Origin of the sequence: Pseudomonas sp. V98_8, assembly GCF_029967975.1 — a bacterium.
Taxonomy (GTDB): Bacteria; Pseudomonadota; Gammaproteobacteria; order Pseudomonadales; family Pseudomonadaceae; genus Aquipseudomonas; species Aquipseudomonas umsongensis.
Genome location: NZ_JASCAE010000042.1, coordinates 115,677 through 133,714 on the forward strand (window position 1 = coordinate 115,677; position 18,038 = coordinate 133,714).

Annotated in this window: 8 protein-coding genes; 4 read left to right on the forward strand and 4 right to left on the reverse strand. The window is 60.7% G+C overall.

Going from position 1 to position 18,038, the window contains the following annotated elements; translation table 11 throughout:
* The first annotated feature begins 184 nt into the window (after nt 1-184).
* A complete protein-coding gene (locus QLG10_RS12965) occupies nt 185-1,525 on the forward strand; it encodes an OprD family outer membrane porin (RefSeq protein ID WP_282487469.1) in 1,341 nt (446 codons plus the stop codon).
* Between the two features lie 20 nt (nt 1,526-1,545).
* Here the strand turns inward: QLG10_RS12965 and QLG10_RS12970 are convergent, their stop codons facing one another.
* Complete coding sequence (locus QLG10_RS12970; RefSeq protein ID WP_248677542.1) at nt 1,546-3,441, reverse strand: sigma-54-dependent Fis family transcriptional regulator; 1,896 nt, start codon at nt 3,439-3,441, stop codon at nt 1,546-1,548.
* Between the two features lie 245 nt (nt 3,442-3,686).
* Here QLG10_RS12970 and QLG10_RS12975 point away from each other — a divergent pair, with 245 nt between their 5' ends.
* From QLG10_RS12975 to QLG10_RS12985, 3 genes are all read left to right on the forward strand, one after another.
* Nucleotides 3,687-5,510, forward strand: a complete 1,824-nt coding sequence (locus QLG10_RS12975) for an NAD(P)/FAD-dependent oxidoreductase (protein ID WP_110754865.1) — start codon at nt 3,687-3,689, stop codon at nt 5,508-5,510.
* Nucleotides 5,511-5,635: 125 nt separating this feature from the next.
* Nucleotides 5,636-6,601 carry an endonuclease gene (locus tag QLG10_RS12980; RefSeq protein ID WP_248677544.1) on the forward strand — a complete coding sequence of 322 codons (966 nt, stop codon included), beginning with the start codon at nt 5,636-5,638 and terminating at the stop codon, nt 6,599-6,601.
* 200 nt (nt 6,602-6,801) lie between these two features.
* Nucleotides 6,802-12,417 carry a putative Ig domain-containing protein gene (locus QLG10_RS12985; protein ID WP_282487470.1) on the forward strand — a complete coding sequence of 1,872 codons (5,616 nt, stop codon included), beginning with the start codon at nt 6,802-6,804 and terminating at the stop codon, nt 12,415-12,417.
* Nucleotides 12,418-12,969: 552 nt separating this feature from the next.
* On the opposite strand, the gene QLG10_RS12990 is transcribed toward QLG10_RS12985, so the two are convergent.
* Genes QLG10_RS12990 through QLG10_RS13000 form a run of 3 tightly spaced genes read right to left on the reverse strand, consistent with a single transcriptional unit; the run spans nt 12,970 to nt 17,406 of the window.
* Nucleotides 12,970-14,319: a TolC family outer membrane protein gene (locus QLG10_RS12990; RefSeq protein WP_248677546.1), complete on the reverse strand. Its 1,350-nt coding sequence runs from the start codon at nt 14,317-14,319 to the stop codon at nt 12,970-12,972.
* Nucleotides 14,320-14,321: 2 nt separating this feature from the next.
* Nucleotides 14,322-15,692 carry an HlyD family type I secretion periplasmic adaptor subunit gene (locus tag QLG10_RS12995; RefSeq protein ID WP_110754870.1) on the reverse strand — a complete coding sequence of 457 codons (1,371 nt, stop codon included), beginning with the start codon at nt 15,690-15,692 and terminating at the stop codon, nt 14,322-14,324.
* Nucleotides 15,685-17,406, reverse strand: a complete 1,722-nt coding sequence (locus tag QLG10_RS13000) for a type I secretion system permease/ATPase (protein WP_282487471.1) — start codon at nt 17,404-17,406, stop codon at nt 15,685-15,687. Before QLG10_RS13000 ends, QLG10_RS12995 begins: the two co-directional genes overlap by 8 nt.
* Nucleotides 17,407-18,038 lie beyond the last annotated feature (632 nt).

Below are 18,038 nucleotides of genomic sequence, written 5' to 3' on the forward strand. Positions count from 1 at the left end.
CGTCTTCATCGATGCCTGATGACTCGAACCGCTAAACCAACAACCCAATATCCGAACGATCACCAGCAAGCCGCTTGCGGCCTGCTGGACAAGTCGGGCCACGCCCTGCCCGCGCAACAACTTCATAACGATTACTCGGCGACTTTCTTCTTATCTGCCCTAAAAACAACAACAGGCGAAGTCTATGTATCGCAAAGGTAATTTGGCGCTTTTCACCGCTGGCTCGCTGGCGGCCGCCGTTTCTACTTCTCAGGTCAATGCCCGGGAACAAGGGTTTCTGGAAGACAGTTCACTGACACTTAATACCCGACACTGGTATTCACACGAAGTCGGCCATAAAGCCACTTATTTCAAATTGCCGACCCCCGACGGCGTGCGCAAGCTGCGCGACCGGACCGCCTGGCTGGAAGGTTTCAGACTCGACTTCGTCTCCGGTTTTACTGAAGGGCCGGTAAAGTTTGGGCTGGATCTTTCAACCTTCTCGGCGGTGGCGCTGGAACGCAGCCGGACAGCGGCGGCAGGCGGCAGCAATCGAATGTTGGTGGACAAGGACGGCGATGTGGTCGATGACTGGAGCAAGCTCGGTATCGCGGCGCTGAAGTTCAAAGTTGCCAATACACTGCTCAAGGTGGGCAGGCAACAAGTCAGGACACCGATGATGTCCTACACCGACACCCGTACATTGCCGTCATCGTTCGATGGAGTGTCCCTGGAAAGCCGTGACATCGAAGGCTTGACGATCAAGTCTGGCTATTTCGACAAGGGTTCGCCGCGTACGGGAGCTGGAAGTCAGGACTTGACTCCCACTTACGGTTCGCCGCTGGTCACCAGTGACTTTAACGCTTACGCCGGGGCCGACTATGTGTCGAGCGCTGGCTGGCGCAGCAGCGCCTATGTCTCTCGCTTCGACGATATCTGGGATCGCGAGTACGTGGGCCTCGGCATGAAAACCCACTGGGGACCGGTTAACGTCGATGTGCAACTGGATGCGTATAACACCCGGTCGAGTGGTCGCGAAATCGGCGGCAATATCGACCAGCAGGCCTACGGCCTTGGTATCACGCCCCAATGGCGCAACCACTCGCTGAAGATCGGCCTGCAGCAAATCAAGGGCGACGAATATTTCGACTATCCCTACGAATCCAATGCCATCAACCTGCCCAATACCATGATGTCCTTCTTCAACGGCCCCAATGAGCGCTCGATCGGAGTGTTCTACAACAACGATTGGGTCGCTTATGGCCTGCCTGGTCTCAAGACCACGCTCTGGTACATCAAGGGCATGGACATCGACGGCAGTCATTACAACGGTGGGCCAAACGGCATCTACAACTCGGTACTCAAGCAACGGGGTGAAAGCCATTATGAAGTGGGCGTCAATGCCAGCTATACCGTGCAATCCGGCACCTTCAAGAACATCAACCTGATCACCAGTTACTCCACGCACCGTGCCAGCGAGTATCAACTGGAAGGCAACCTTGATGAGTTCAGGCTTATCGTCAACGTACCGATCAAGGTGTTCTGAACAGCATGAGCGCGCCCGGTTCAACCGGGTCGGGAAATACCGTGCTGACGCAGTTTGCGATAGAGCGTATTGCGGCTAATCCCCAGGCGTGCGGCAACATGGGCGATATGCCAGTGTTCTGCCTCAATCAACGTCAGCAGCGTCTGCCGTTCGGATACCCCAAGCGGATTTTCAGCCAGCGCGGCGGTCACTGGCGGTTCCGGCAGCAACTCCGCCAAGTCGTCCAGGGTGACACGCCCGTCCAACGCCAACGCTACCAGTGTGCGCAAACACGTACGCAGCTGCCGGACATTGCCCGGCCACGGCTGTTTCAGCAAGCGATCCCTGACGCCTGCCTCCAGCCGAATCCTTGCACCTTTGGTCTCTTCGCGCAGCAGCAGGTCGAGCACACTGCCTTTATCTGATCGTTCGCGCAACGGCGGCAGCTGCACGGCGAATCCGGCGATGCGATAAAACAGATCTTCGCGAAAGCGCCCTTCGGCCACACAGGTCTGCAGATCCTGGTGGCTGGCACTGATAAGGCGTACGTCGAGGGGACGCGCCGTCGAGCTGCCTAGCGGCACAACTTCACGCTCCTCCAGCACCCGCAGCAGGCGAGTCTGTAACGCCAGTGGCATATCGGCGATCTCATCGAGAAATAGAATGCCGCCATGGGCCTGTTCCAGCTTACCGATCATCCCGTCCTTGCGTGCACCGGTGAAGCTGCCGCCGCGATAGCCGAACAGTTCGCTCTCGATCAGCGTTTCTGGAATGGCCGCGCAATTGATCGCCACAAACGGCTGGCTCGCCCTGGCGCTGGCGCGATGCAGCGCCGCCGCAAAGGCTTCTTTGCCAGTACCGGTTTCGCCCTGCAGGAACACCGGAACGTCACGTTCCAAAACACGCAATGCGCGAGCAAAGCCGCGTTGCAGGCGCGGGTCTTCCAGGCACACGCGCACATCGTTGATCTTGGGGATAGCCGGAGTGACCAAAGGCACCTGGCGCAGGGGTTCTCGCAACTGCCCGTAGAGCAGGCGCCCGTCCACCAGCCGCATTGGCCAACAGACACTCGGCTGGGCGCTGGCTTGACTCATCACCTGATCGATAGGTGTTTCCAGCAGCATCGTCAGAGATTGCCCGATCACTTGATCACGGCTGAGGCCCAGCAGGTCCAGCGCCGCGTGGTTGATGGAACAGATACGGGCGCCCTCGTCGAAACTGAGCAGCCCTTCACCCAGCAGCCCAACGAAGCCGGCCTCAGGATGGAAACGCAGCAAGTATCGCTGCGGATCATGCCCCAGGAAAAAACAGTTCTCGATCAACTTGGCTGACAGGTTGGTCAATGCCATGGCCTGGAAGTGTTGCTGAAGACTGTGGTCATCCCTTGCAGAAGAGAGGTTGAGCACGGCAAGCAATTCTCCACTGGCATCGAATATCGGGCTGGCCGAACAGGTCAGGCCGACGTGTTTGCCACGGAAATGCTCATCTCGACGGATGGTCACATGTTGGCGCTCGACCAGGCAGGTGCCGACACCGTTGGTGCCTTCACAATCTTCACTCCACACCGAGCCGAGCCACAGCCCGGAGCGCTGGGCATCGGCGCGTTCCGATTCATTGAACACACTGTCGATCGCCACGCCGCGAGCATCGGTGAGCAGTACAACGTGGCCGTCCCGCCCAAGCTGTTGGTGCAAACTGTTCATCTGCCAGTGCGCCACGGCAATGATGTGTTCCAGGGGCGCACGGTGATCCTGCAAGCGTGCTTGTTCAACCACATTAGGTGCGCGGCGGCTGGCGGGATCGAGCTGATACTGATCCAGGCATCGGCGCCAGGATCGCGTGATGGCCAGGTCAGCAACGGGACTGTGGCTGGCGACAGTGCCCTGCACAGCTTGCAGCACTTGTTGTGCATGGGCGTTGATCAAAGCCGGCTTCATTGTTCTTGTACTCCGCTACGGTCAGGACACGGGTCTATTCGCAGCTTATATGAAAAGACTGCAACGAGCGTTTTTTGCGCCGCGTGACACTCTGTCATCCGCCATTCCCGAATTCGTGACATGAATCCTGATCAAGAGCTGGGAAATACTGCACCAGCCGCTCTGCAACAAGGGTTTCGTGAACATGGCCCGGCCCTTGCTCCAGGTCAACTCGTTACCAAAACAACAAGATCGGGAGAGGCTCCATGAACATCGCTGTCGAAACACCCCTGCAAACGCCAACTGCCCAGCTCGCGGCTTGGGTCGAAAACCTCGGCGAGTGTCTCGCCCAACGTGATGTGGATGGCGCTTTGCAATTGTTTGCCGAGGAGTGTCACTGGCGGGACCTGCTACTTTTCAGCTGGAACCTGGTGACCTTGGAAGGCAAGCCTGCCATCCGGGATATGCTCGAAACGCGCCTCGAGCAGACTCGTCCCGGGCGATGGAAGCTGGAAGGTGAGGCAACGCTGAGCAACGGTGTGCTCGAAGGCTGGATCAGCCTGGAAACCGACGCGGCGCGAGGTAAAGGCTACGTGCGCCTGAAGGAAGGCTTGTGCTGGACGCTGCTGACGACCATGCGTGAGCTCAAGGGTTATGAAGAACCCAGCGGCCGCCGTCGCCCAATGGGGGCCAGTCATGGTCACGCCCATGCCGACAAACGCAACTGGCTGGAGCGCCGTCGTGATGAAGAAGCCGCGCTCGGCATCACCACCCAACCGTACTGCCTGATCGTGGGCGGCGGCCAAGGCGGGCTGGGGCTCGCAGCACGGCTCAAGCGAATGGGCGTGCCAACCCTGATCGTCGACAAGGCCGAACGGCCTGGCGATCAGTGGCGCGGTCGCTACAAGTCGCTGTGTTTGCACGACCCTGTCTGGTACGACCATATGCCCTACTTGCCCTTCCCCGATCACTGGCCGGTCTTCACCCCCAAAGACCAGATTGGCGACTGGCTGGAAATGTACACCAAAGTCATGGAGCTCAATTATTGGCCGCGCACAGAATGCGTGAGCGCCAGCTTTGACGAACAAAGTGGCACCTGGAAGGTTGAAGTGCAGCGCGATGGCGAGCGTCTGACTTTGCAGCCGACCCAGTTGATCCTCGCCACCGGCATGTCTGGCGTACCCAATGTGCCCAGTTATCCGGGTGCCGAGGCTTTCAATGGCCAGCAGCATCATTCCAGCCGCCATCCCGGCGGAGACGCCTGGCGCGGCAAGCGCGCGGTGGTCATCGGTGCGAACAATTCGGCTCACGACATCTGCGCCGACCTGGTGGAGAACGGCGCCGAGGTGACCATGGTGCAGCGCTCCAGCACCCACATCGTGCGTTCCGACAGTTTGATGGACCTCGTCTTCGGCGGGCTCTACTCCGAAGACGCCGTGGAATCGGGTTTGACCACGGACAAGGCTGACATGCTGTTCGCCTCGATCCCGTACAAGGTCATGCCAAGCTTTCATCAACCCATCTTTGATGCGATCAAGGAGCGTGACAAGGACTTCTACGAGCGCTTGGCCAAGGCCGGCTTCATGCTCGATTTCGGCGACGACGAGTCCGGTCTTTTCATGAAGTACGTACGCCGTGGTTCTGGTTACTACATCGACGTCGGCGCCTCTGAACTGATCGCCAACGGCACGATCAAGCTCAAGAGCGCGCCTGGCCTGGGTGTCGAACGCATCGAAGCGGATGCCGTCGTGCTCAACGATGGCAGCCGGCTACCGGCCGATCTGATCGTCTACGCCACGGGCTATGGTTCAATGAATGGTTGGGCGGCGAAGCTGATTTCCCAGGAAGTCGCTGACAAGGTCGGTCGTTGCTGGGGCTTGGGTTCCGGAACCACGAATGATCCTGGCCCCTACGAGGGCGAACTGCGGAACATGTGGAAGCCAACCCAGCAGGAAAACCTCTGGTTCCACGGCGGCAACCTGCATCAATCACGGCACTATTCGCTGTATCTGGCGCTGCAGCTGAAGGCGCGCTTCGAAGGGATCAACACATCCGTGTACCGCCTTGCCAAGAGTCACCATACCGGCTGAGTCAAATGGCGCCCAGCGTTGGCTGGGCGCCTCTGCCTTCCCCTCAGTGGGGTCTTCTCCTTCTCCATCCCTCGCCATCGAGTCGTGCGTATAATGCGTTTCCTTTCAATCGCTTAAGCTGTCCAATGAAAAAACTGCTTGCCATCGTAGCGCTGTCGCTCTCGATCATTACCCCCGCCTTTTCCAGTCCTCCATCGACCTTCTCCGAAGCCAAGGTCATCGCAAAGCAGAAGATCTACCTCGACCAGGCGAACAGCTCCATGGGCGAGCTGTATTGCGGTTGCAAATGGACGTGGGTGGGTAAGTCGGGTGGTCGTATCGACGCCGAGTCATGCGGCCTGAAGGCCAGGAAACAAGAGAATCGTGCGCAACGGACTGAGTGGGAACACATCGTTCCCGCCTGGACGTTCGGTAACCAACGCCAATGCTGGAAGAACGGCGGGCGCGAGCACTGTGTGGACGATGATCCGGTGTTTCGGGCAATGGAAGCAGACCTGTTCAACCTGTACCCATCGGTTGGAGAGGTGAACGGCGACCGGAGTAATTTCAACTACGGCATGGCCGCCGGGATAGCGCCCCAGTATGGGCAATGCAAGACGCGGGTGGATTTCGACCAACAGGCTGCGGAACCGCGTGACGAGGTCAAAGGGCTGGTTGCCCGAACAACCTTTTACATGTTCGACAGATACAAACTGAGCATGTCACGTCAGCAGCAACAGCTACTGATGGCTTGGGACAAGCAGTACCCGGTATCGTCCTGGGAAATAGAGCGGGATCGACGCATTGCAGCGATCATGGGGCACTCCAATCCATTCGTAACGGGGGAGCGTCGATGGTCGCAAGGATACAAGGCAGTGGGTGATGGGGTGGTAAGCGCCATTCCTGTTAATCCTCCGCGAACAGCAGCCCAGCCAACCTTGGCCAGCGCGACCGGCGCAGGCTTGATCATTGGCAACCGAAATAGCCAAGTATACCACCTCTCCATCGGATGCCCTGGCTATGCTCAGGTGTCCGCGAAAAATCAGGTCTCCTTCACGTCAGAATCTGAAGCTCAGGCGGCGGGATATCGAAAGGCAGGCAACTGCAAATAGGGGGTTTGCCGCCCCCCGGCAACGTCAAGAGAACGGCCTTTCCAGCAAAGGCCGTTCCGACCACTGATCATTTATATTCGTGCTTTTCCCGTACTTCCGATATGCGGTCATAACTTTCGCGTTCCTCCGAGTCCTAACAAGCTGATCGTCGATGGAATATTGGCGTGCGCTGCGGTTTAGCCTGTTACGGAGATAAGTTAATGATATTCAACGTACAAAATTTTGGCGCGAAAGGCGATGGAAGTACCAACGACACAGCGGCGATACAGAGTGCCATTGATGCGGCAGCTGCTGCAGGTGGCGGTCAGGTGTATATGCCAGCCGGAACCTACATCGTTTCCGCAGGGACGGAACCCTCAGACGGTTGCCTGATGCTCAAGAGCAACGTCTACCTGTACGGCGACGGCATGGGCGTCACCAACGTCAAGGTGGCCGACGGCTCCGACACCAAGATCACGGGTGTTATCCGCTCCGCCTATGGTGAGGAAACCCACGATTTCGGGGTCAGTAATCTCACCATCGACGGCAACCGCGACAACACCACGGGCAAGGTCGACGGTTGGTTCAACGGCTACATTCCCGGCGAAGAAGGCTACGATTCCAACGTCACCCTCGACAGCGTCGAGATCAAGGATTGCTCCGGGTACGGTTTCGACCCCCACGAGCAGACCGTCAACATGGTCATCAAGAATAGCGTGTCCCATGGCAACGGCCTGGACGGCTTCGTCGCTGACTTCCTGAGCGACAGCACCTTTGAAAACAACATCGCCTACGACAACGACCGCCACGGTTTCAACGTCGTTACCAGCACCCACGACTTCACCCTGACCAATAACATTGCCTACGACAACGGCGGCAATGGCATCGTGGTGCAGCGCGGCAGCGAGGACATCCCCTCCCCGAGCAATATCACCATTACCGGTGGCGAGGTGTACGGCAACGGCGCCGAAGGGGTGCTGATCAAGCTGTCCAGCGAGGTGACGGTCACTGGCGTCGATATCCACGACAACGCCAGCGCCGGGGTGCGCATCTACGGCAGCAACCACGTCGAGATCATCGACAACACGCTCAACAACAACTCCCTGGGCAACCCCGTTCCGGAAATCATCATCCAGTCCTACGACGACACCCTGGGCGTGTCCGGCAAGTACTTCAACGGCAGTGACAATACGATCCAGGGCAACATCATCAGCGGCAGCGACCTGTCGACCTACGGCGTCGCAGAGCGCAATGAAAACGGCACCGATCGCAACGCCATCGTCGGCAACACCATCAGCCACACCAGCAAAGGCGCGACGCTGGTCTATGGCGACGGCAGCTACGCCAGTGCCACGGTGCCGATGACCACTGTGCAAGGCACGGCTGGCAACGACACCCTGCTGGGCAGCGCCGCCAGCGAGATCTTCTTCGGCGCAGCCGGTAACGACACCATCAACGGTGGCGCCGGTAGCGACATTCTGGTGGGCGGTGCGGGCATCGACAAACTCACGGGCGGTACCGGCGCCGATACCTTCCGTTTCGCCGCGCAGTCCGACAGTTACCGCAACGCCACCGCAAGCTTCGATGACACGATCACCGACTTCGACGTTACCCAGGACAAGATCGACCTCGCCGGCCTCGGTTTCACCGGCCTGGGCAATGGCCGTGGCGGCACCTTGCAGGTCAGCTACAGCGCCAGCAATGACCGTACCTACATCAAGGACTACGACGCCGACGCCAGCGGCAATCGCTTCGAGCTGATTCTCTCGGGCAACCTCGCCAGCACCCTGACCGCCAGCAATTTCATCTTCAATCGCGTGGTCACCGGCACCAGCGCCAGTGACGCGTTGTCGGGCAGCGATTCGGCCGACACCTTGCTTGGCCTGGCAGGCAACGACAGCCTGGCTGGTGGCGCGGGCGATGACAAGCTTGACGGCGGCGCCGGCATGGACAGCCTTTCCGGTGGTGCCGGGGCGGACACTTTTGTGTTCTCCAGCCGCATGGACAGTTATCGCAACTACAACACCGGCGGCGCCAACCTCAGCGACGTGATCACCGATTTCGATATCAGCGCCGACAAGATCGACCTCTCGGCCATTGGTTTTACCGGCCTGGGCGATGGCAAGAACAACACCGTGTACCTGGCGCTCAACAGTACCGGCACCAAGACCTACATCAAGTCGCTGGCCGCCGACGCCGATGGTAACCGTTTCGAAGTGACGCTCACTGGCAACTACCTGGACAAGCTGACCAGCGCCAACTTTGTCTTCGCCACGGCGTCTACGACCAACCAGGCGCCGGTGCTGGCTACCCCCCTGCTCGATCAGAACGCCACGGAAAGCACCCCGTTCAGCTACGTGGTGCCGGCCACCAGCTTCACCGATCCGGATAACGACAGCCTAAGCTACATCGCCAAACTGGCCGATGGCAGCGCCCTGCCCGCCTGGCTGACGTTCGATGCAGCGACGCGTACGTTCAGCGGAACACCGAGCGATACCGCATCGGGCACTTACTCTATCCAGGTCACCGCGACGGATGGCAGCAACGCCACGGTCAGCGACAGCTTTACCCTCGCGGTGCAGGATGTGCCGGCCTCTTCCACGCAGATCAACGGCACGCCGAACAATGACACCCTGACCGGCACCGCTGCCAATGAACAACTGTTCGGTGGCGCCGGCAACGACACGCTCAATGGCGGCGCGGGCAACGATATCCTGGTGGGTGGCGCGGGGGCGGACAAGCTCACCGGCGGCGCGGGTGCCGATGTGTTCCGCTACACCTCGTCACTCGACAGCTACCGCACCAGTTCCGCCAGCGTCAGCGACCAGATCCTCGATTTCGACGTGACCGCCGACAAGATCGATGTGGCGGCGCTTGGCTACACGTCCCTGGGCAACGGTCTGAATGGCACCCTGCAACTGACCTACAGCGCGTCGACCAACCGCACTTACCTCAAGGACCTCACCGTCGACGCCAACGGCAACCGCTTCGAAGTGTCGATGGCGGGCAACCTGGTGAGCAGTCTGACGGCGAGTCATTTTGTCTTCGCCGGCCAAAACACCTCGAGCAATGTCGCGCCGGTGGTGGCCATTCCCCTGCTCGACCAGAACGCCACCGAAAGCACACCATTCAGTTACACGGTGGCCCGTGACAGCTTCACCGACGCCAACCAGGATGCATTGGTCTATACCGCGACCCTGGCCGACGGCAGCGCCCTGCCTGCCTGGCTGAGTTTCAACGCCACCAGCCTTTCGTTCAGCGGCACGCCGCTGAGCACGGCGTCCGGCAATTACAACGTCCTGGTCAAGGCCACCGATCCATCGGGCGCCTCGGTCAGCGACAGCTTCGCCCTGGCGGTGGCCGATGCGCCGGCCACTACCATCGCCGGCACCAACAATGCCGAAACCCTCAACGGCACGGCGGGCGCGGACCTGATCCTTGGCCTGGGAGGCAATGACACCATCAAGGCCGGCACCGGCGCGGACATCCTTGACGGTGGCGCTGGGCGCGACTCGCTGTACGGAGGCGATGGCGCCGACACCTTCCGCTACACCAACGTGCTCGACAGCTACCGTGACTACGACACCGGCGGCATCACCGCCACCGACACCCTGTATGACTTCACCGTGGGCGTCGACAAGATCGATGTGTCGGGCCTTGGCTTTCTCGGTCTCGGCGACGGCAGCAATGGCACGCTGTACATGACCCTTAACGCCGCTGGCGACAAGACCTACGTCAAGTCCGCCGCAGCGGATGCCGACGGCAACCGCTTCGAGATTGCCCTCAATGGCAATTACCTCAACACCCTGACCGCCAGCGACTTCGTGTTCGGCGAGCGCGCGCAACAGGACATCCTCTACCTGCCCACCCTCGGTCAATCCAATGCGCGCCTGTTGCGCATGACCGAGGACGACGATCAGTCCGGCACCTCGATGCTGGTCAAGGACCTGGACCGCTACACGCCTTATGACGTGCGCAGCCAGTTTACCGATGCCGATGGCAACGGCATCGACATCGCGGTAGGTGGCAGCACGGTCAACGGCCTGTCGACCTTGGGCGTAGAGGAGCTCAAGTTGTGCTGGTGGTTGACCGACACCGACCAACCCGGACCCGCGCTGTTGCGTGCCGTCGCGTTGCTGGGGGACCAACTCAGCGAACTGCAATCGATCGATAACGTCACCATGGGCATCATTTGGGGACAGGGCGAAGAAGCCGCCCAGGAGATCGGCCGCGCCACCGACAAAACCGCGGCAGCCGCGGCCTACAAGGCCGCAACCCTGAAGGTGTTTGACTACCTGCATACCCAGTTCGGCAGTTTCAGCGTGTACATGATGGAAACCGGCCACTACCAGGAGGATGCGGCGCGCGCCCGTGGTTATGCGCCAGAGAAGATTGCCGCCATCGTCGAGGGCGTCGGCTACGTTCGCGCAGTCCAGGAACAAATCGCCACCGAGCGTGCCGACGTCAAGCTGGCGGTGGACTACACCGACCTGCCTTTGCGTTATGAAGTCGATCCGCTGGTGTATCCCGACGACGTCTGGCACCTGCATGAGGAATCGGCGGAAATCGTCGGCCAGCGCCTGGCCGACTACATCGCCGGTGACCTTGGCTTCCAGGGCAACCCCAGCGACAACAATAGTGTTCAGGCGATTTTCGACAACGCTCAAAACCAGGGCGGGATGATCTCCGGTACTGACCAGGCCGATACCCTGGTGGGCAGCTCAGGCAACGACACCCTGGATGGCGACCTGGGTGCCGACACCATGACCGGTGGCGACGGCAATGACATCTATGTGGTCGATAACGCATCCGACAGCGTGGTTGAGACCAACACCTCACCCGCGCAGATCGATACGGTAAAGGCCTCGGTCAGTTGGACCTTGGGCGCCAATCTGGAAAATCTGGTGCTTACCGGTGTGTCGGAGATCGACGGTAACGGTAATGAGCTGCGTAACTTCATCACCGGCAATGCCGCCGCCAACATGCTCAATGGTGGCGCAGGGGCCGACAGCATGAGTGGCGGCGACGGCAACGACACCTACTATGTCGACAACGTCGACGACAGCGTGATCGAGACCCAAGGCAATCCGGTGCCAGGAGGGATCGACAGCGTGCACAGCAGTTTGGCGGCCTACACCCTCAGTGCCAATGTCGAAAACCTGTATATCGATAGCACCGGCGCCGCCAACGGTACGGGCAATGCGTTGGACAACACACTGTTCGCCGCAGCGGGCAACAATGTGCTGGACGGGCGCGAGGGTAATGACACCGTGTCTTTCGAACGCGCCCTGTCCGGTGTCACCGTCACGCTCTCGACGGCAGCGCAGCAAAACACCGTGGGTTCCGGGCTCGACACCCTGAAGTTCTTCGAAAACCTGACGGGCAGTGCCTATGCCGACAGTCTGTCGGGCAACAGCGCGGCGAACGTACTCAACGGCGGTGCGGGCAACGATACGTTGGTGGGCGGTTCCGGCGATGATCGCTTGATCGGCGGAGCAGGCACCGACACGCTCACCGGTGGCACGGGTGCGGACACCTACGCATTTGGTTCGCTGTCGGACATGGGTATTGGGGATTTGCGCGATGTGATCAATGGCTTCAAGACCACTGAGGGCGATCACCTGGATTTCACCGGCCTGGACGCCAACCCGTTGACCGCCACTGTCGATGCCTTCACCTTCATCGGCAGCAACGCGTTCGACCCTGCCAACGCCACCGGCCAGCTGCGCTTTGCCGATGGCATTCTCTACGGCAGCGTCAACGCCGACGCCACTCCGGAGTTCGAGTTCGCACTGGTGGGGGTCAAGGAGCTGCACGCCAGCGACTTCACCGCTTGAGTCAACACCTGTAGGCGCGAGCCCGCTCGCGAAGCGGTGGTACATTCAGCAGGGATGCTGACCGACCCGCCGCCATCGCGGGCAAGCCCGCTCCCACAGGTGGTTTGTCGTGCTCACAAATCCAAAGACAACCACAAATCAAAATGTGGGAGCGGGCTTGCCCGCGATGACGGCGGCACATCCAACAAGGATGCAAGCTGACCCACCGCTTTCGCGGGCAAGCCCGCTCCCACAGGTGGTTTGTCGTGCCCACAAATCCAAGTTCGGCCACCAATCAAAAGGTGGGAGCGGGCTTGCCCGCGATGACGGCGGTACATCCCACAGGGATGCAAGCTGACCCACCGCTTTCGCGAGCAGGCTCGCTCCCACAGGTGATCTGCCGTGCCCAAAATCCGAGGACGGCCACAGATCAAAATGTGGGAGCGAGCCTGCTCGCGAAAGCGATGGCACATCCAGCATGGATGCGAGCTGAACCACCGCCTTCGCGGGCAAGCCCGCTCCCACAGAGATTTGCAGCGTTCAAACATATCGAGGACAGGCACAGAACATTGCTCAGAACAGGTTTTGCACCTGCTCCAGGACTGCCCGGTTCATCTGGCCGGTGTGGGTGTGCAGGCTTACATAGCTTTGCAGCATGTCTAGCTTGGTATTGAGCAAATCCCGTCGTGCCTGGAACACCCGCTGCTGGGCATCGAGAATATCCACCGTGGACCGCACGCCACCCTGGAAACCTTTTTGAGTGGAGATCAGCGCCCGCTGATTGGACTCCACCGCCCGCTGCATGGCCTTGCTCTTGGCAAATCCGGCCACCACCCCCAGGTAGTCGGCCTCGATATCCTCGGCCAATTGTTGGCGCTGTACATCATAATCGGACTGGGCGCCGGCCACCTGGGCCTCGGCCTTGGCCACCGACGCACGCACCGCACCGCCGCTATACAACGGGATATCCAGTTGAACCCCCACGTAATAGGCATCCTGTCGCGGGTCTTGCTCCTGATACTGACGGTTTTCCCGGCGACTGAGCTGGCTGGTCAGCGACAAGGTCGGATAATGCCCGGCGCGTTGGCTGTCGGCCTGTGCCTCGGCGACGTTCACCGCCGCCAGCCGCGCTGCCAGCTCGGGGTTGGCTTCACGGGCAATGTCCGTCCAGTACGACAGATCCCGTTCCGGCGGAATCGGCGTGCCAGCGGGCAGCGCTTCGTCCATCGCCTGGATGTCATCGATGGCGACACTGGCGCGACCGGACAATGCCCGCAACGCCGCCACCCGACGAGCCTGGGCCTCGGCCTCCTGGGCGTCGACCAGGTCGAGCCGGGCCTGGGCTTCATCAACATCGGTGATCGCGCCCTGCCCGCCCTGGTAGAGTTTTTTGCTCTGCGTCACCAACCCGTTGATGGCGGCCTTTTGCTGGGCGATCAACTTGATCTCGTTCTCGGCCCGGGCAACGTCGAAGTATCCTTTGGCAACCCGGTCGTACAGTGTCTGGCCGGCAACGTCGAACAATTGGGTACCCAATTGCCCACGCGCCTTGCCCTCCTGATACGCCGCCCAGCGCCCCTTGTCGTACAGCGGTTGCTGCGCCGCCAGGGTGACATTGTTCGACTGGTAATCGTTACTGTTGACGTAACTGCTGTCATCGCCGCCATCGGTACGACCACCGTAGCCGTAGCGCGAGGTCAGCGACACTTGCGGATAGAGGCCACCGCGGCCAATCGCCTCTTCATGGGTCGACGCCTCAAAGGCATGGGCGGCCGATTGCACGGTAGGGTCGTTGACGCGCGAAGCATCGTACGCGGCGGTCAGGCTCAGTGCTTCCTGGGACGCCCAGACGGGACTGAGCGCTCCCCAACCGGTACACAGACTCAACAACACGCGGGCGCTATAACGGAACCGTACGGTCATGCTCATTCCTCTTTGAAGGCTGCGAGCAAGCGTTCGCGCAAGGGCTTCATCAGGTAGTTCATCAAGGTGCGCTCACCCGTGACCACCGTGACGTCGGCCAGCATGCCCGGGCGCACCAGCAGGCCGGCGGTTTGTAGCGACACTACGGTGTCTGCGGGGATTTCCACCTTGGCGGAAAAGTACGGCTGGTGGGTTTGTTCATCGATCAACTGGTCGGCCGACACCGTCGTCACCGTGCCGGTGACCGTCGGAGTGTCCACCCGTTGCAGCGCCGTGAAATGCACGTGCACCGGCAGCCCCGGACGCAATTTATTGGCCATCAACGGCTCGAAACGCGCGGTGATCGCCATCGGCGCATCCAGCGGCACCACCTGCATCAGGGTTTGACCGGCCTGCGCAACGCCGCCGACCGTATGAATGCTCACGTCCATTACCTGCCCGGACACCGGTGCCCGGATCGCACCGTTGTCGACTTCGAACTCAAAGGCCTGGATCTGATCGGCATAGCCTGAGGCCTCGGCCGAGACTTCACTGAGCTGGATTTCGGCATCGCGACGAAATTCCTGCTGCGCCTGCAAGGCCTTGAGCCGACTTTCATTGATCGCCTGGCGTGTCCGGCCGATATCGCCCACCCCGGAAGCGATTTGCCCGGCCATCTGGGCGGCGTTGCGCTCGGCCTCGAACAGCTTGTTGCGTGCCACATAGCCCTCGCGAGCCAGCTCACGCAGGCCTTCGAGCTCCTGCTGCTGGAAGCGCATCTGCGTGTCGTAGTTACGCTTGACGCCTTCGTAGCCAAGCAATTGCTGCTGCAAGGCCGCGGCTTCGTGTTCGATGATCTGCAAGCGACTGCCCAATTCTGCGCGACGGGTCTCAAACAGCTGGCTCTGCAAGGCCATGGCGGCCTTGACCCGGGGCTCTTCAGCGTGGTCCAGCAGTTCGGCGGGCCATTGGATGCCGGTTGTGCCCAGGCGCTCGGCAATCAACCGCGCCTCGACGCTGCGAGCGTTGAGCAACTTGCCCCGGGTCACGTCCAGTTGTGACCGCGCTTGCACCGTGTTCAGCTGCACCAGCAACTGTCCCTGGCTGACGCGGTCACCATCGCTGACCAGCAGTTTTTCCACAACGCCACCCACCAACGACTGCACCGCTTTGCGTTCGCCTGCCACGACCACCGTGCCGCTGCCCACGACTCCCTGGTCGAGCGGCGCCAGGCAGGCCCATAGCAGGAAACCGCCAAGCGCCAGGACCAGGAAACCCACGCCATAGCGCGCCACGCTTCCCGCGTCGGTATTGGCACCCGCCGGCGCCGGGTTCGCGCGCAGGATCGGTCGCTGCTCGCTGTACACCTGTGTGCCCGGAGTCAGATCATGCATCTTCGCCAGCCTCCTTTACCGCTGCCGGCCTGGGCGCCGCTATCAATGCCTTGAGCACCCGATCCCGTGGACCGAAGGCTTGCTCGGTGCCGTCCTTGAGCACCAGGATGTGATCGACCACCGCCAGTACATTGGGTCGATGGGTTATCAGTACCACGGTGCTCCCGGCCGCCTTGAGCGCACGAATGGCCTGGACCAGCGCCAACTCTCCGGCTTCATCGAGATTGGAGTTCGGTTCATCGAGCACGATCAGCGACGGCAGCCCATACAGTGCGCGGGCCAGCCCCAGGCGCTGCTTTTGTCCCCCGGACAAGCCAAGCCCGCCGGGGCCCAGCGGCGTGTCGTAACCTTTGGGGAATTTCAGGATCATCTCGTGAATGCCGGCATGACGTCCGGCCGCGATGATCTTGTCGGCGTCCTGCTCACCGAAGCGGGCAATGTTATCGGCCACGCTGCCGTCGAACAATTCAATGTCCTGTGGCAGGTATCCGAGGTAGGGGCCCAAGGCGTCGTGAGACCATTGACTGATCTCGGCGTCGTCCAGGCGCACCGATCCGCCCATCGCCGGCCAGATCCCGACCAGCGCCCTGGCCAGCGTTGATTTGCCACTGGCGCTGGGGCCGACGACAGCGAGCACTTCGCCGCTGGCCAGGCTGAAATTGATCCCGCGCAGGATCGGTTGCGAGGCACCGGGCGGGCCAACGTACACCTGCTCCAGACGTACTGCGCCGGTGGGTGGCGGCAAAGGCATGCGCAGGCGCTCGCGCGGGTGTTGGGCGAGCAGCAGGCTCAGGCGCTGGTAACTCTGACGGCCAGCGGTGAATTGCTTCCACGAGCCGATGGCGATTTCCACTGGGGCCAAGGCGCGCCCCAACAGCAGCGACATGGCGATCATCATGCCCGCCGACAACTGGCCTTCGAGCACCAGCAATGCGCCCAGGCCCAGGGCCAGCGACTGTCCGGAGATGCGCACGAAACGTGTCAGCGAAGTGATCCGCGCGCTTCGGTCGCTGGCATGGGCCTGGGCGGCAACGATGCGCTGCTGCAGCAGGCTCCAGCGCTGGCGCAATGGCCCGAGCATGCCCAGGGCCTGGATGACTTCGGCATTCTGGAAGGAGCTGTTCAGGTAAATCGAGGACTGCACGCCGAGCCGATTGGCTTCGCCCAGAGGCGTTCGAGTCGCCAATTCGCCCCACAGGGCCAGACCGATCAGCACCAGGGCCAGCACCACCGTCAGCACGCCGAACCAGGGGTGGATAATAAACGCTACCAGCACAAAAATCGGCAACCAGGGCGCATCGAGCAACGCAATCAGGCCCTGGCCGGTGATCAATTGCCGTAGCGTCGCCAAATCGATGAGCACCTGCGCCGGGTTCGCGTTGTGTTCGCGAAGACTGCGGGCGAAGGCCGCGTCGAAAATCCGCTCACCCAAGGCATCGTCAAGCCCCGCGCCCATGCGAATCATCACCACACCGCGAACCCACTCGATCAGGGCGCTGAACATCAACAGGCCCAGGGCGATGAAGGTGAGCATGAACAACGTGGTTTCGTTGCGACTGGTGAGTACTCGGTCGTACACCTGCATCATGTAGAGCGACGGCACCAGCACCAGCAGGTTGATCACACCACTGAACAGCGCCAACGACCAGAACACCCGGCGGTAGCTTAATAAAGCGGCATCGATGTCGTGCCGTGGATCGAGAAGAGAACCCAATAGAATGTCGCTCGTAAAAGAATGAGTCGGTCCGGGACGCAATCCATCGCGAGCGTGAGCCCAAGGGGCGAAACACTAAATGCAGCCTGACGTGCCGCCATCAGAGACGAATCTCGTCGCTGTAGGCGCCAACAACTGACAACGTGGCTTCGGGATAGTGCCGGTCATGCACTTCGGGCTTTCAACTGGGTGACGGGCGGGTATGTTGCACATCGGCACGGGCGCTTGTTGTTGGCGTACAGGTCCATTGCTGCGGTAGCGGCGGCTTAGGGTTTCGCTTCACCCCACTACCAGAACGAAGGCATTGCTGCGTGGGTCGCCCGCGATCAACAGCAAAGCGAGACGGCCTTAAAGCCGACCTGATTTTTCCGGATACCGCTGGATCCCCTGTAGGAGTCAGCCTGCTGGCGATTGATCGTTCCCACGCTCTGCGTGGGAATGCCGCCAGGGACGCTCTGCGTTCCGCTGTCGACGTATGACGTGAGCCGTGCACGATGGTGATGCGGGGCGTCGCAGGAAGTCCTGTATGTGAGATTTATTGTCGGAGTACATATCCATTGCTGCGGTAACGGCCTCCTATGGTTTCGCCCTTACGGCGACTCCCTTTTTCAAACGCCAAAAAGGAAGCAAAA